Genomic DNA, 15,612 nt, shown 5'->3' on the forward strand with positions numbered 1-15,612 from the left:
CCCCGGCCGCGGGCGCTTCCTGGCGCGCTGCGTGAGGAAGCGGCGGTCGCGGCGCGCCGCGGTTGTCAATCCGCCTCAGGACACGCATGGTTGGCCGCATGGCGATGGGGAGCTGGCGGCGCGGGGACGTCGTCCTGGGCCTGTACGAGGTGCTCGATGTCAGCGACGGCGGCGGGATGGGACTCGTGTACCGCGTCCGGCACCGCGACTGGAACACGGATCTCGCCGTCAAGGTGCCGCGCCCCGAACTCGTGGCCGGCGCCGCGGGGCGCCACGGCTTCGAGACCGAGGCGGGCACATGGGTCTCGCTCGCCCTGCATCCGCATGTCGTCGGCTGCGCCTACGTCCGCCGGATCGAGGACGTGCCGTGTGTGTTCGCCGAGTGGATCGAGGGCGGGTCGCTCGCCGAACTCGTACGGGACGGGCGGCTGTACGCGGACACGGGCCCCGACCCCACCGGCGCCCTCGCCCGGGTCCTGGACCTGGCCGTGCAGATGGCCTGGGGCATCGACCACGCGCATCGCCAGGGCCTGATCCACCAGGACGTCAAGCCCGCCAATGTCATGGTGGAGACGGGCGCCGCCTGGACCGCGAAGGTCACCGACTTCGGACTCGCGGGCGCCCGGGCCGCGGCCGGCGAGCGATCCGCCGTACCGGCGGAGAGCAACCTGCTGGCCAGCTACGGCGGGATGACACCGGCGTACTGCTCGCCGGAGCAGGCCGACGCGCGGGCCGGCGCGGGGATCTCGCTCACCCGGGCCACGGACGTCTGGTCCTGGGCGCTGTCCGTGCTGGAGATGTTCGTCGGCTCCCCGCCGTGCCGGTACGGGCAGTCGGCACCGGAGGTGTTCGCCGCGTATCTGGAGTCCGGACCACCGGGGCCGCCGGGGGCACCCGTCCTGCCCCCGGCCCTCGCCGCCCTGCTGGGCCGGTGCTTCGCGTCCGATCCGGCGCGGCGCCCGCACCGCCTGGACGAACTCGCCGCGGCCGTCATCGAGTTGTACGAGGAGGCCATCGGGGTGCCGTATCCGCGGGTGCCGCCGCAGGAGGCGCAACTGCTCGCCGCGGGCCTGTCCAACCAGGCCCTGTCGCTGCTCGACCTGGACCGGGCGGAGGAGGCCGAGGAACTGTGGCGCACGGCCAAGGACGTCGACCCGCACCATCTGCCCACGGTCTACAACTGGGCCCTGCACCGCTGGCGGCAGGGCTCGCTCTCCGACGAGGACATCGTCTCCGACCTGCGCACCACACGGGCCCTGTACGGCGAGCCGGCGGAGGTGGACCGGCTGCTCGCTCTGGTGCAGGTCGAACGGGGCGACGCCGCCGCTGCCGAGGCACTGCTCGCGGACGCGCCGGACGTTCCCGAAGTGTCGGCCGCGCGTGCGGAGTTGGCGCGCCGGGAACCCGCGCGCCCGCCCGAACTGCTCGAGGGGCACCGCGGCGCGGTGACCTCAGCCGCACTGAGCGCGGACGCCTCGGTGGCCCTCACCGGCGGCGAGGACGGCCGTGTCCGGGTGTGGGACCCGGCCGCGCACCGCTGCCGGTGTGTGCTGCCGCCCGAGCGGACCGGCGCCCCGCCGCCGGGGGACGGCACCGCCGCGGAGGACGAGGAACTCGCCCCGGTCACCGCCGTGGCGCTCACGCCCGACGGGCGCACCGCACTGGTCGGGCGCCGTACCGGACCCGCCGAACTGTGGGACCTCACGACGGGCGGGCTGCTGCGCCTGCTCGGCGAGCGCCGCTCGGCCGTCACCGCGGTCGCGCTGAACGGCTCCGGCGGTGCCGTGGTCGCCCACGAGGGCGGGCCGATCGAGGTCTGGGACCTCGGCACCGGACAGCTGGTGCGCGCGCTCGACCACCCGCCCTCGACGTTCCGGAGACTGGACCCGGCCACCGGGCGGATCCTGCCGGAGATCCACCGCAGGCCGTCCGCCGTCTCCGCCGTCGCGCTCGCCGAGGACGGCCGGGTCGCGGTCTCGGCCTCGAAGGAAGACGGCAGCGTGGTGTCCTGGGACGTGGCCACCGGCCGGCCGCTGTACCGCCTCGTGAAGTCGGCGGACCTGCGCGGCACCGGGATCGACCTGGTCGCGCTCGCTCCGTACGGTACGCACGCCCTGTTGACGGGTCACCTCACGGACAAGGTGCGCATCTGGGAGACCCGGACCGACCGGGTCAGGGACGTGGTGCCCAGGAGGTTCGGCAGCGACTCCCTGATGACCCTGAACCGCGAGGCCACACGCGCCGCCTCGGTGGCGTCCGGGCATGCCGACCAGCCGCTGAGGATCTGGGAGACCCGCACCGGCCGCTGCGTCCGCACCATCGACACCCAGCTGCTGATCGAGCCCCACACCCAGCTGACCCTGCCGCTGCGCATCCACAGCGTGGCGCTCAGCGCCGACGGCCGGCTCGTCGTGCTCGGCGACGGGTTCGGCGGGGTCCAGTTCCACCGGCTGGCCCCGGCCGGGTTCCGCGCCCCGTGGAGCTACGCACGCCCGCGCACCGCCGGTGCGCTCGCGGAGGGTGCGGCACGGGTCAGGGGCCTGGTCGAGCGTGCCGAGGAGCTGGCAGGTCAGGGCAGGACGCGGGCCGCCGCCGAGCAGCTGCGGACGGCCCGCGCGGTCCCCGGCTTCGAACGGCATCCCGAACTACGCGCGCTCTGGGCGGACGTGGGCAGATCGGCGGGCCGGCGCACGGACCTGCTGAGCATCTGGCAGCGCTACGACCTCAGCGGCGGCCGCATCTTCACGCAGCAGGTGAACATCGGGGTGAGCACCGACGCGGAACTGGCCGTGACCGGCGGGGCCGACGGCCGCGTTCGGGTGTGGGAGCTGCAGACCGGGCAGCATCTGCACACGTTCCCGGAGCGGGTGGCCAACACCCACACTGTGCTGATCGCGGCGGACTGCCGACTCGCCGTCACGGCCGACTGGGGCGGCGAGGCACACCTGTGGGACTTCGAGGAGGGGACGAGGAGCGCCCGACTGCACGGGGACCAGGGGCAGGTGAGATCGGTCGCCATCGACCGCAACGGCGACCACGCCCTGGTCGGGGACGAGGGCGGGGCGGTGTGCCTGTGGCGACTGCGCGCCGGGGCCCGGGACCGGACGACCGTGGTGGCGCACCTGGGCCGCACCATGCTGGGGCACGACGGTCCGGTCGGGGTGGTCCGGCTGAGCCCTGACGGGCGGTTCGCGGCCTCGGCCGGACGGGAGGACCGCACCGGACGGCTGTGGGCGACGGGCACCGGCGTACCGCTGCTCACGTTCCCGCTGGGCGTCGGCGATCCCGGGATGTGGTTCGCCCCGGACGGCAGGCGGTTGTTCGTCAACTCCACCGCCGGGCTGACGGTCTGGGACGTACGGACGCGGCGGCCGGTGTACGAGCGGCAGGCGCACCCGGGGGCGCTGGTGCTGAGCGCGGACGGGCGCATGGCCGTCACGCCCGGCCTGATGACGGTGGAGGTGTGGGAGACGGCGACGGGCCGGACGGTGTGCGAACTGCCCGAGTTCTCCTCGACGTTCGACATCAGCCCGGACGGGCACTATGTGGTCACGGCCGACCATGACCGGAGACTGCGGATGTGGGACGTCCGGACGGGCCGGTGTCTGCACACCCTCGAAGGCCATCCCGAGTCCGTCACTCTGGTCGCCTTCACCGTGGACGGCCGCAATGTCGTGTCCGCCGATCTCCGGCCGGGCATCCGGCTGTGGGAACTCGACTACGACTACGACTTCGCGGCGGACGGCCGTGCGGAGGCCGGTGACTGGTGACCGCACAGGTGACCGTCGCCATGCACACCGGCACCAGGGTCGTGCTGTACGCCTTCAGCGAGCCGGTGAGCTGCGAGGTGGGCCGGTCGGGCGAGTGCCGGATCCGCATTCCCGAGCGGCACCGCGGTGTGTCCCGGCGGCACTGCCGACTGGACGTCGACCCGCCGCGGCTCCGGGTACGTGACCTGGGCAGCAGCTACGGCACACAGGTGAACGGCGAACGTCTGGGCCCCCTCGTCGACCGGCCGCTGACCGACGGGGACGAGATCCGTGTCGGGGACGTACGGCTGTTGATCACGGTCAGCGAGTCGAGCGAGCCACCGCAGACCGCCACGGCGGCGGACCACGCGGAACCGGCTCGTCCCCCGGTGCCGCAGGTGCCCGGCTATGCCCTCATCCGTGAGCTGGGCCGCGGCTCCCAGGGCGTCGTACAGCTGGCCCGGGACCTGGCGTCGGGTGAACTCGTCGCGCTCAAACAGGTGTTGGCGTCGGGACCGGTGGACGACAACGCGCGGTTCGCGTTCCGCCGCGAACTCGCCGGGATCCGCGCCCTGCGCCATCCGCACATCGTCGCGTTCCGGGGCGGTGGCGACGAGGACAACGCGTTCTACTTCGCGACCGAGTACTGCCCGGGTGGCAGCCTCGAACAGCTGGCGGAGCGGTACGGCGGCACGGTGCCGGTGGACGAGGCGCTCACCGTCGTACGGCAGGTGCTCTCGGGCCTCGCCTACGCCCATCAGGCCGAACTGCCCTCGCTCCGCCGGCCGGACGGCACCGCCACCCCGGCGCGCGGTCTGGTGCACCGCGACGTCAAGCCGGCCAACATCCTGCTGGCGGGAGCGTCCGCCGGCGGCCACCCCGTGGTCAAGCTCGCGGACTTCGGGCTGGCCAAGGCGTTCGAGCGCGCGGGGCTTTCCGGGCACACCCGCACCGGCGCGCTGGGCGGGACGATCCCGTTCACGGCACGTGCCCAACTGGTCGACTACAAGTACGCCGGCCCCGAGGTCGACGTATGGGCCACGGCGGCCTGCCTGTACTGGATGCTCACCGGTGCCACACCACGCGACTTCCCGCCCGGCCGCGACCCGGTCGCCGTCGCCCTGCGCGAGCCGGTCGTACCGATCAGGGAGCGCGTCGGGTCGGTGCCGCCGCGCCTGGCGCACGTGATCGACGAGACACTGACCGACACCCCACGCATCACCGTGCGGACGGCGCCCGAACTGACCCGGCTGCTGAAGGACGCCGCATGACGGCCCCCCGACGACACACCGTCACGTGATCGCACCGGCTGTCCCGTGCCCGCCTGTCCCGTGCCCGCGGAGCCGGCGGGCGGCGGTTCGTCGGTCACGGGTGCGCCGTACCAGGTCGTCGGCGGCCACCCGCCAGTGCGGGTGGTCGAAGGCGAAGCCCGCGCGCAGCAGCCGGCCCGGGACGACACGGCGGCTCTTGAGCAGCAGTTCGGTGTCCGTGCGCAGGGCGAAGGCACCGAGTTCGGCCATCCAGCGGGTGGCCGGCAGCCCCACCGGTACACCCCACGCGGACCTCAGGTCGCGCATGAGCTGCCGCTGCGGCAGGGGGTGGGGCGCCGCGAGGTTCACCGGCCCCGTGATCTCGTCGTGGTCGACCAGCCACTCCACCGCGCGGACGAGATCGTGGTCGTGGATCCAGGACACGTACTGCGCGCCACCCGCGACCGGGCCGCCGAGCCCCAGCCGAGCCAGGCCCAGCAGGACGTCGAAGACACCGCCCCGGTCCGGGCTCATCACCATGGCCGAACGGAGGGCGACCTTGCGGGTGTGCGGGGTGTCGGCCCGTTCCAGTTCGCGCTCCCACGACCTGGCGATGTCGACGCTGTAGGCCCAGTAGCCCGGCACGCCGGGTTCCGTCCCGCCGATGACCCCGCTGTCCTCGTCGTTGGGCGCGTCGAAGCGGTGGGCGTAGACGGTGGCGGTGCTCATCTGCAGCCATACCCGGGGCGGTCGGCCGGAAGCGGCGATGGCCTGCCCCACCACCCTGGCGGAGTCCACCCGGGAGGCCATCATGTCCCGCAGATGGTCGGAGGTGTAGCGGCAACTGACACTGCGGCCGGCCAGATTGATCACGACGTCGCTGCCGTCGATCTGATCGGTCCAGGGCCCCAAGGTCCGTCCGTCCCAGGGCGCTTCGCCGGGACGTGCGGGTCGTCTGGTCAGCACCACCACCTCGTGGCCCGCCGCGGTCAGCGCCCGGTTCAGGATGGTGCCCACCTGCCCGGTGCCCCCGGGAATCACATACTTCACAGGGTCCCCCTTCGTATGGGGACCACTCTACGCCGAAAAGTTGAACATGTTCAAAAAGTCAGCCGTCGCCGTCCCGGAGGCGGACGCCGCCGACGGTCATGGTGAATCCGGTCCGGCCCAGCCGTTCGAACCCCTTCCCGAACGTGCCCGCGCGCAGGGCCTTGTCGTGGGCCGCCCGCTGCCCGGCCGAGCAGCCGCTCCGGTCGATGTCGAGCGTGGGAACGACGGGCGGCACCGCGTCCCGGAGATGCTCGGGAAATCGGGCCACGTTGGCCTCGTACGCGGGGTCGTCCGGATAGCTCAGGGACACCGTGAGGGGCGGTTCGCCGCCGAGCCGCGCACCGGCGGCACGGAGCGACGCGGCCAGCGCTTTGAGCGCCAGCGGGATCCCGCCGGCCGTCTGCAGGTCCCCGGCGTCGTACACGTACACCGGGGGCGCGGCCTCCGGGACGATGTAGCGCACCACGACCCGGCTGTGGTCGAACCGCACCAGCAGCGAGGGCCACGGCCCGCCGCCCTCGACCGTGAACCGGGGGCGTTCCTGGTTCGAGTACATGCGCAGCACGACCCAGTCGATGGTCTCCATCGCCTCGGGCGGGAGGTTGTCCGGGCTGTACGGTCCCCGGCTGCGCCGCCGCAACGCGGTCTCGTCCATCAGGGCGAGGATCCGGGCGGAGCCGGAGTCGGCCTCCAGCGCCAGCGGGTCGATCGCCAACTCCCGCAGGACATGGCGGGCCGCGTCGATCAGCGGCGACACCGCCGGTCCGGTACCGTCCGCCGGGCCTGCGGCATGCCACTTCATTCGGCCAGGGCGACGTAGAGCGGGCTGCCCAGCAGCACCGACATCTCCCGCTCCGGATACAACTCGGGGTAGGGGCACGGTCCGTGGAGCATCCGCTTCGCCACGAACTCCACCAGTTGCGCCGGGCCGCGCAGTTGCGAGTTGGCCCGCACGACCGTGCCCAGCGCGTCAGGACCGGCGGCGTCCTCGGCGGTCAGGGCGGCCAACTGGTGCAGCAGGGTGGGCAGGAGCGAACCGCTCAGCCGGGGCCCGGCCGTCGCCTCGGCCGGGGGCGTGCTCAGGACGTGCCCCGTCGAGCCCCCGAGCCCGACGATCGTCCGGTCGGTGTGCCCACCGAAGTACACGGTGTCCTCGTCGGCGACGGGCCCCCACTGCATCGGCAGCACCCCGTGCACATACTGACCGGGTTCGTCCACGTCGCCCAGGTCGCCGTGGTCGGCGAGATGGTGCAGCACCCGCTCCAGGCGCGCGAAGCGGTCCGGGCTCGTGCTCTCGACGCTGTGCCGGGCGCCGACCATCTTCAGGCCCAGGCTCACCTCCGTGACATGCTTGCGCGCCCACTTCGGGTCGATCTGGGACAGCAGCATGTCGACCTTGGTGTCGCTCACGTACAGGTAATAGCGGAAGGCCACGTCCGCCCCTCTCCCCGTGCCGGCGCTCCCGATGCTACCGCCGGGCCGTCTTCCGAACCGGCGGACCGCGGGGTTCACGCGGCCCGGCGGCGTCGCACCGCCCGCCGTGTCACCGTGGGCACGAGCCCCGCGCCGACGCTGACCACGACCGCGGACGCGGCCAGCAGGGTCGACCGCCAGGGCCAGGCCGCGCCGGTGAGGGCGAGATGCGACGACGGGTACTCGGAGAACTTCGCCGTGACCAGTGCCGTACGGCGGTCGCCGTGCTCGGCGAGGTCACGCAGGACGGGGTCGAACCCGAACTCCCCGGCGCGCCTGCCCCCGTCGGGCAGTTCCACGGCCAGCCGGTTGCGCCGCGCCCAGGCGCGCAGCGGTTCGCCGACCGCCGCGGAGTCCGCCACGCCGGGGACGACGAAGCGCTCGACTCCGCGGGAGTCGCCGTCCGCCGCCTCGGTGACCAGGACGAGACCGTGGCGGGTGGTGACGGCGGCGTGGGCGCCGAGCACCACCGTCCGTGCCGCGAAGGACACACCGCCGTAGCCCTCGAAGGCCGCGGCGGCGTCGATCTCGTCGACCCCGTCGACCAGACCGATGCCCACCGTCGGCCGCAGCCAGGGGAACGCCGCGTTCAGCGCGTACGGCAGGTCGCCGACGGCGAGGTGGTGGACGGGGATCGCGGTCGGCCCGTCCGGTGTCCAGCCCGGATACGACAGCCCCTTCCCGATCCGTGCGGCCTCGTCCTTGCCCGCCAGTTCCTCCACCGTCCGCAGCGCACCGACGGTGCCCGAGGTGACGCCCGCGGTGGTGGTGACCCGGCCGTCCTCGACGTACCGCCGGCCTCGCTGCCAGTGCACCCGGGGGTAATCGCGCTTCAGGGAGCCGATGTTGGACCAGAACGATGTCGCGTCACGGCCGTCCAGCAGACCGGAGGCCGCCAGCAGTTCCGAGCCGGCGCAGACCCCCAGAACGCGCGCGCCCTTGCGGTGGCGTTCGACGATCCACTGACGGAGCCGGGACTCCTTGGCGTCGGCCGGGTCGGTCACGGCGGGCACGATCACCACATCGGGCTCGGGCAGCGCACCGTCGGCCACCTCCGCCAGGGTGTGGTCGGGAAGCAGGTGCGCCCCGCCGGACAGCGGGGAGACCCGCCGTTCGGCCGCCACCGTGTACACGAAGAACCGCTCGGACTCGGCGAACACCTGGTACGGCGCGAGGACGTCGGTGGCCACCGAGCCCTGATTGCTGACCGCCACCGCCACCGTGATCCGGTCCTCGGGCACCGCCCGCGCGGCCGGCCGGACCTGACCGCCGGAACCGGCGGGGGCGGGTGCGAAGCTGTCGGCCATGGACGCGGTCACCCCGGCGAAGGCGATCCCCGCGAAGGTCACCACGGACAGCGCCGTGCCCAGGAGGACCCAGCCGCCACGGCGGATCACCCGGCTTCGCTTGCTCGATCCGGACAAGACATACCTCCATCATTCGGGCGTGCGAGGGTAGGGGGCGCATCCCGCGGACTCGTGCGGGATGCCGGAAGAGGGGGAAGAGAGGGACGGGGAAGGCGCGCGGAACGGCCCTCCCCGAAGAAGGGGCGGGTCTCAGCCGGCCGGCCGGAGCCGGGCCCGCAGCTCGGACGGCGAGGCGCCGAACGCCTCCGTGACCAGGCGGCGCAGCTGACGTGCGTCGCGGAAGCCGCACTGGGCCGCGACCGCCTCCACCGTCAGATCGGTGGCGGCCAGCAGGGTGCGGGCGCGCTCCAGGCGCAGCTGGCGCTGGTACGCGAGCGGTGTGATCCCGGTGGCCGTGGTGAAGGCCCGGGTCAGGCCGCGCGGGGACAGATGGGCCACCGCCGCGAGGTCGGTCAGGGTGTGTGCGGCGTCCAGGTGCTGCGCCAGGTGGTCCTGCACTCGGTGTACGGCGGGCCGGACATGGTCGCGGTAGCGCAGGAACGGGCTGATCTGCGCCGCGTCGCCGTCCCGCCGCAGATAGAGCACGAGTTCGCGGGCCACGGCGGCGACCAGTTCGGGACCGCGGTCGCGTTCGACGAGGGACAGCGCGAGGTCGATCCCGGCGGAGATGCCCGCGCTGGTACTGACCCGCCCGTCATGGACGTACAACGCCGCCTCGCGCACCCGCGCGGCCGGGTACCGCTCGCGCATCGCCGCGGTGAGCTGCCAGTGCGTCGTGCACGCCCGGCCGTCCAGCAGCCCCGCCTCGCCCAGGACGGCGGCGCCGCTGCACACCGCCGCCACCCGGGCGCCCGCGTCATGGGCGTCCCGCACCCAGCGCACCGCTGCTTCGGGCACCAGCCGGTCGGATGCGGTCAGCCTCGGCCCCGGGACCAGCACCAGATCGCCCGCCCCCGCCCGCGTCGCCGCCAGCCTCCCGAGGCCGGCCAGCTCCAGGCCCTGGGCCGAGCGCACCCCGTCGGTCTCCGCGACGTACTCCAGCCGGTAGCCGCCGCCCAGATGGGCGGCCGCGTCGAAGACCTGCACCGGACCGCCGAGATCCAGCAGGTTCACTTCGGGGAGCACCAGCACGACCACGCGCCCCGTGCCTCCGCTCGTCACATCACTCACACGGACACGGTAGGCAACGGGCCGCGGACCGCGCGAGGGCGGGCAGCGTCGGAGAGCGGACGGATCAGGCACTCCTCCAGGACGGTCAGTCGACCAGGTTGTGTGCCGTGAAGCCCAGGAGACGGTGTGCCGCCGAGGTGTCCACCGGGGCCGCCCGGCCGGGCAGCGGGCGGCGGATCCGGGTGGTCGGATGATGGCGGCGCAGGAGTTCCTCCGTGGGCTGGGGGACGATGATGCGCGGCGCGCACACGTGGACGGCGTGGGCGCCGGGGCCGGGGACCTCCAGGGCCAGCACGGCGGCCCGGGCCGCGTCGTGGACCTCCAGATACGTCCACAGGTCCCGCGCCCCGGCCGCGGGGTCCCGGGCCAGGCGCGCCGCGTGCGCGCCCAGCCGCTCCTCGAAGCCGCCGACGAACGGGTAGCGAAGACAGACCACGCTCATGGCATGACGCCGCGCCATCATGGCCGCGGTCAGTTCGTCGGTCTGCTTGGCGAGGCCGTAGGCGTCCGCCACCTGGGACGGAAGCGCCTCGTCGACGGGGACATAGGCGGGGCTCGGCGCCGCCGCGCCGGTCCAGGGCAGCCCCGTGACACCCCACGAACTGGCGAGGGCGGCCTGCCGTACCCCGGCGCGGCCCGCTTCCTCCAGGACCGTGAAGGTGGCCTGCGTGTTCGCGGCGAAGACGTCCAGTGGGGTGTGGTGTTCGGGGGTGGGGACGGCGGCCAGGTGGATCACCGCGTCGGCACCGTCGAGGGCCGCCCGCACCGCCGTGGCGTCGGCCGCGTCCCCGGCGACCACGAGGCGCGCGGCGAGATCCCCCGGATCCTGAAGGACCAGGGCGTTCGCCTCGATGCCACGCTCGGCCAGCAGGGCGAGCACGGGGCGGCCGATCCGTCCGGCCGCCCCGGTCACCAGCACTCTCGTGACCACTCAGTGCTCCGGTGCGTAGGCCCGCAGGGCGACGACATGGGCGGACGCCGCGCCGTTGGTCGCTTCGACGACGAGACGGACGGCGGAGACGACGGACGGCCGCGGCAGCAGGTGTGTCCTGCGGCGGCGCCGGTTGCCGGTGACGCGGGTGAGCACCTGCCAGGTGCCGTCCGGCTGCCGGGACTCGACGCGGTAGTCGCACAGCAGTGTCGGCATCGTGTCGTGCGGGGTGCGGTGGTGGTGCAGGTTGATCAGGTCCTCGTTGACGTCGTCGTCGGCGAGGACGTCGATCCGGTGCAGCGGCACCGGTTCGGGCCAGTCGAGCCGGAGCCAGGCCGCGCCGCCGGTGTCGCGCAGCGGGCGGGAGACCCACATGTGCGGGCCCGCGTACGGGCGGGCGAAACCGTCGACCGCCTTCTCGGGGGCGTAGGCGGCCGTCGGTCCGTGGCGCAGGCAGTAGGTGCGGCGCGCGAGCCCACGTTCGGTCCACTCGCGCAGCGGCTGCGGCCGCTCGTCCTGCGGGCGCAGCGGGACCCGGGTCATGGAGAGGACCCCCGGGGTCGGGTGGGCGACGGTGCGCAGGGCGAGCGCGTCGTCGGCGCGGACGAGGACGAAGGCGTTGCGCGGTGTGTCGGGCGACCAGTCGAGCCCCGTCTTCACCCACTGGGCCGCACCGGCCGCGACGGGCACCGTGACGGAGGTGACGAGTTCACGCGGCACATAGTTCTGGCCGAGGACCGGGTCGTACAGCTCGACGACGAGTTCGGTGTCACGGGCGGCGTCGACGAGCAGTTCGAGCCCGCCGATGCGGGGGTCGGCCGGCAGCACGAGGCCGGCGTCGGCGGTGAGCGGCCATGCCTCGGTCGGCTCGTCGGTGCCGATGTCGAGGGCGGTGAGGGTGCTGGAGGCCGTGACCGTGGCGTGCGGGGCCAGATCGGTCGGGTCGTCGGCGGGGATCCCCATGAGGGACGCGTCCTCGCGCAGCAGCGTGCGCTGCAACTCCCGTACGTCGAGGGCGCGGGGCGTGACGCCGTGCGCGGCGCACAGGGCCGCGGCCGTGCCCGCCGCCTGCCCGATCGTCGCGCAGGTCGCCATGACACGGGTCGAGCCGAACGCGACATGGCTCGCGGAGATGTTGCGCCCGGCGAAGAGCAGATTGCCGGTGTTCACCGAGTACAGGCTGCGGTACGGGATGTGGTAGACGCCGTCCGCGTAGCGCTGCCTGGCGGCCGACTCGGCGGCGTACATGCCCTGCGGGGGATGCAGATCGATGGACCAGCCGCCGAACGCGACCCGGTCGGCGAACTCGGTCTGGCCGAGGATGTCGCCCTGGTGCAGCACGTAGTCCCCGAGGAAGCGGCGGTACTCGCGCTTGCCGGGGACCGAGCCCACCCACTCCAGGGTCATGGTGTCCGCGTCGAACTCGCCCGAGTTCTTGATGTGGTCCCAGATGCCGTGGATCACCGACCACAGCTCGTCGCGGATGCGTTCGTTCTCGTGGACCGTGTCGAGCTCCCCGCCGAACTCGATCCACCAGTACGCGCATCCGTTGTCCGCGGCCTTGATGATGCGGCGCTGCGGAATGGAGGCCGTGCTGATGTCCTTCGCGAAGTCCGGCGGCACGTACTTGACGGGGTGTCCGGCGTCCTTGGTGTAGAAGAGGAGCGTCGAGCCCAGGGTGATGTCGTCGGCGACGTCGGGTGCCCAGGACTCGCCGTACTCCGCGCGGGCTTCACGGCCGATGCGGTGCCGGGCCCCGGCGAGGGCGCCGATCAGGCCGTCGCCGGTGCAGTCGAGGAACAGGCCTGACTCGAACCGGATCAGCCGTTCGGAGCCCATCGTCCAGCCGGTGACGGCGGTGATGGTCCGGGCGTCGTCGGGGCCGTGCGCCTCGACCTCGCGGACGTCGGTGTTGAGGTGGAGCGTCAGGTTCGGTTCGGCGCGCACGGCGTCCAGGACGACTGCGTCCCAGTAGTAGGGGTTGCCGTCCGGATTGCGGAACTGGTTCTCGACGAACAACTCGCCCATGATGCCGCCCTCGCGGGCATGACGGTTGTGGCCGTGCCCGGTGGCGCCGCACACCCAGACGCGCACCTCACTGCTCGAATTGCCGCCGAGCACCGGTCTGTTGGTGACGAGTGCCACGCTGCGTCCCAGCCGGGCGGCGGCGATGGCGGCACAGACACCTGCCAGGCCGCCGCCGATCACGGTGATGTCATGGCGGGCGGTTTCGTTCCTCATGGCCTCTCCCTCGTGAGCTGCGTGAACTGCCGCATGGGCTACTTCCAGTCGGGGTTGGCCGCGAGGCCGTGGTAGACGCGGGGCGCACCGTCGAGCGTGAGCGTGACCTTGCCGCCGGCGGCGGTGAGCGTGCGCCGTCGCCCGATGCAGTCGACCTCGGTGACGGTGCCCTGCACGGTGCCCGAGTGCGCCACCACGTCCGTCTTGGTGGGCCAGGGGTCGATCCAGGGTTCGGGGGTGGCGTACCACGGGTCGTCGGTGTGGTCGGCGTTGAGGAGGTATCCGTCCTTGCGGCTCCAGAGGATCGAGACCGGTCCGTCGGGGGTGGTGAACAGCAGCCCCTTGATGTCGGCGTCGGCGAAGGCGAGGTGCCGTACGAAGGTGGCCCGGTCCAGGACGCGGGCGGCGGTCGCGTAGGCGAGCAGCGACGGCTTGGCGCTCGTGTCGCGGTTCATCAGGCCGTAGTGGTACTCGGGGTTGTCGGGGTCGGCCTCCTGCGGGTGGTGGAGGGTGGAGTCGTGCAGCTGGTACCAGTTGACGCCGCGCACCCCCTCCGCCTTGGCGAGGGCGAGGGTGAGCAGGACGTTCTCGGCGGCGTGCCGGTAGGTGTCGGTCCACCACGCGTTGGGCCGGGTAGCGGCGTAGGCCTCCGTGAGCCAGATCTCCTTGTCGCCACCGTACTCCTGGACGATCTGCCGGGCCTTGCGCAGGGCGCCGAGGAAGTTCCAGTAGGTGCCGTTCGACCCGAGGGTCCACTCCTCGGGCGGCGGCGCGTAGTCGGGGGTGAAGTTGCCGCGGCCCGGGTGGAAGGCGAAGGCGTCGATGAGGTCCCAGCCGCCGGCGGCCCGGAAGTTCTCGGTCCACACGTGGTCCATGCCGCCCAGGCCCGCGTTCATGACCTTCATCGACGAGCCCGCTGCGGTGAGCCGGTCGGTGACCTGACGCAGGCCGTCCCGTACATACGCATCGGCGCCCCGGCCCGACATCCAGGGCTGGTTGACCTCGTTGGCGACCTCGAAGCAGGCGGCGCCGGCGGCCAGTGCCCGGGCCACGTTGGTGTCGGCCCAGGCGGCGATCTGCTCCGCGGTACCGCCGACGGGGATGCCGCTCAGCTCGACGTTGTGGGCGATCCCGGCGGCGTCCAGGGCCGCGACGGGGAGACCGGGAGCGCCGTCGTAGGCGATCCGGATCCACCGGACACCGAGCGTCCTGAGCAGCCCGAGCACCGCGTCCTCACTGGGCTCCAGGAGCCAGGGGTAGTTGGCGATGCCGAACATGGAGTCGGCGCCGGCCCGGTAGCCGAACGGAGGGAGCACGGACAGGTTGGTGCGCGCCAGAGCCGTGTCGTCGCCCGCGACGGCCTGTACCTCCGTGAAGACGATGCCCTGGCCGGGAGCGGTGACGGCGAAGGACGGCTGCCAGGCGGCGCCCGCCGCGAGCGTCCGGGAGACGGTGCCGCCGGCGACCTCGGTGCCGGAGAAGTCGCGGGCCCACCAGCGCACGGTGACCGGCTTCGCCGCCGGGCCGCCGTTGACGACCTCGGCGTTGAGCGTCATGGTCTGCCCGGCCGTCTCGTACAGGTTGAAGGGCTGGTCGGTCCATACGTCGACGCTCAGCGGACGGCCCTGCGCGAGTGCCCCGGCGCTCCGTGGCCGCAGGTCGCCCAGGACGAGATCGGCCTCGGTGACGGCCGTGCCGGAGCCGGTCGCGGTGCCGGGGGAGTGGACCCAGGTGGCGTTGGTGTACGCCGGGTCGGTCGACGGCAGACAGAAGAATCCGCGCAGGCCCGTCCAGTTCTCGACGTAGGCGCCGCCCGCGTCGGTCTCGTAGGGGATGCCGCCGCGCGGGTCGCGCAGCCAGGTGGTGAGCGCCTCGTACGACTCCGCCCGGCTCGCCCCGTACACGGTGCGGGCGAACATGAATCCCGTGGGGGTGAGCGTCGGCGATCCGCTGACCTCCCAGCGCAGATGGGCCCGGTGCGCGGTGACGTCGAAGACGCCGCGCACCGCGACGCCGGGGGCTGCGCCGCCCATGGTGTAGTCGACCTGGATCGCGGGCCGGCCGTCGGGCAGCGTGATCTGCGTGGGGGTGCCGCCGAAGGTGCGCTGCTGGCCCAGCACCGAGTCCTTGATCATGAAGTGCGGGAGCAGGACGCGGTCCGCTCCGGTGCCGTCCTGGACGAGCACGCTGCCGTCCGTGCGGCCGGTCAGGGTGATCCCGTCGGCGCCGATGGTGACGGCGTCGGCCGCGTGGGCGGCGGTGGCCGGCAGGAAGGCGGCTCCGGTGGCCAGGGCGGTGCCCTGGATGAATCTGCGGCGGGGCAGGGGTGACGACATGACGGTCCCTTCTCTTGTCCCGAAGAGGAAGGTGCGGATGGGCGG

The 15,612-nt window shown here is 73.2% G+C and carries 10 protein-coding genes; 2 read left to right on the forward strand and 8 right to left on the reverse strand.

From position 1 onward, the window contains the following. Positions 1-98: 98 nt before the first annotated feature. Both CTZ28_RS31700 and CTZ28_RS31705 read left to right on the forward strand, forming a co-directional pair. Positions 99-3,770, forward strand: coding sequence for a WD40 repeat domain-containing serine/threonine protein kinase (locus tag CTZ28_RS31700; protein ID WP_183154685.1), 3,672 nt, complete (start codon positions 99-101; stop codon positions 3,768-3,770). Further along, positions 3,767-5,020 carry a protein kinase domain-containing protein gene (locus CTZ28_RS31705; protein WP_121893157.1) on the forward strand — a complete coding sequence of 418 codons (1,254 nt, stop codon included), beginning with the start codon at positions 3,767-3,769 and terminating at the stop codon, positions 5,018-5,020. Before CTZ28_RS31700 ends, CTZ28_RS31705 begins: the two co-directional genes overlap by 4 nt. 21 nt (positions 5,021-5,041) lie before the next feature. Here the strand turns inward: CTZ28_RS31705 and CTZ28_RS31710 are convergent, their stop codons facing one another. The 8 genes from CTZ28_RS31710 to CTZ28_RS31745 all read right to left on the reverse strand — a co-directional run bounded on the left by CTZ28_RS31710 (position 5,042) and on the right by CTZ28_RS31745 (position 15,567). Further along, positions 5,042-6,049 carry a DUF1731 domain-containing protein gene (locus tag CTZ28_RS31710; RefSeq protein WP_121893158.1) on the reverse strand — a complete coding sequence of 336 codons (1,008 nt, stop codon included), beginning with the start codon at positions 6,047-6,049 and terminating at the stop codon, positions 5,042-5,044. Between the two features lie 58 nt (positions 6,050-6,107). Next, positions 6,108-6,851 (reverse strand): hypothetical protein, encoded by a 744-nt coding sequence (locus CTZ28_RS31715; protein WP_121893159.1) that lies wholly within the window; start codon positions 6,849-6,851, stop codon positions 6,108-6,110. Beyond that, positions 6,848-7,483 carry a DUF7019 family protein gene (locus CTZ28_RS31720; protein WP_121893160.1) on the reverse strand — a complete coding sequence of 212 codons (636 nt, stop codon included), beginning with the start codon at positions 7,481-7,483 and terminating at the stop codon, positions 6,848-6,850. The genes CTZ28_RS31715 and CTZ28_RS31720 overlap by 4 nt, the downstream gene beginning before the upstream one ends. Positions 7,484-7,557: 74 nt before the next feature. After that, positions 7,558-8,946, reverse strand: a complete 1,389-nt coding sequence (locus CTZ28_RS31725; RefSeq protein WP_147481224.1) for a DJ-1/PfpI family protein — start codon at positions 8,944-8,946, stop codon at positions 7,558-7,560. Between the two features lie 132 nt (positions 8,947-9,078). After that, positions 9,079-10,059, reverse strand: a complete 981-nt coding sequence (locus CTZ28_RS31730) for a GlxA family transcriptional regulator (protein WP_259471909.1) — start codon at positions 10,057-10,059, stop codon at positions 9,079-9,081. A gap of 85 nt (positions 10,060-10,144) precedes the next feature. Next, positions 10,145-10,990, reverse strand: a complete 846-nt coding sequence (locus CTZ28_RS31735; protein ID WP_259471910.1) for an NAD-dependent epimerase/dehydratase family protein — start codon at positions 10,988-10,990, stop codon at positions 10,145-10,147. After that, entirely contained in the window at positions 10,991-13,231 is a 2,241-nt protein-coding gene (locus tag CTZ28_RS31740; protein ID WP_121893163.1) for an FAD-dependent oxidoreductase, read from the reverse strand. It abuts the gene before it with no gap. Positions 13,232-13,269: 38 nt separating this feature from the next. Then, positions 13,270-15,567 (reverse strand): hypothetical protein, encoded by a 2,298-nt coding sequence (locus CTZ28_RS31745; RefSeq protein WP_121893164.1) that lies wholly within the window; start codon positions 15,565-15,567, stop codon positions 13,270-13,272. Positions 15,568-15,612: the final 45 nt, after the last annotated feature.

It is taken from the genome of Streptomyces shenzhenensis (genome assembly GCF_003688995.1).
GTDB lineage: Bacteria > Actinomycetota > Actinomycetes > Streptomycetales > Streptomycetaceae > Streptomyces > Streptomyces shenzhenensis_A.

Excerpts from the sequence above, each read along its gene's own strand:
- CTZ28_RS31715 (WP_121893159.1), bottom strand. The coding sequence starts at position 6,851 with ATGAAGTGGCATGCCGCAGGCCCGGCGGACGGTACCGGACCGGCGGTG.
- CTZ28_RS31700 (WP_183154685.1), top strand. The coding sequence starts at position 99 with ATGGCGATGGGGAGCTGGCGGCGCGGGGACGTCGTCCTGGGCCTGTAC.
- CTZ28_RS31745 (WP_121893164.1), bottom strand. The coding sequence starts at position 15,567 with ATGTCGTCACCCCTGCCCCGCCGCAGATTCATCCAGGGCACCGCCCTG.
- CTZ28_RS31740 (WP_121893163.1), bottom strand. The coding sequence starts at position 13,231 with ATGAGGAACGAAACCGCCCGCCATGACATCACCGTGATCGGCGGCGGC.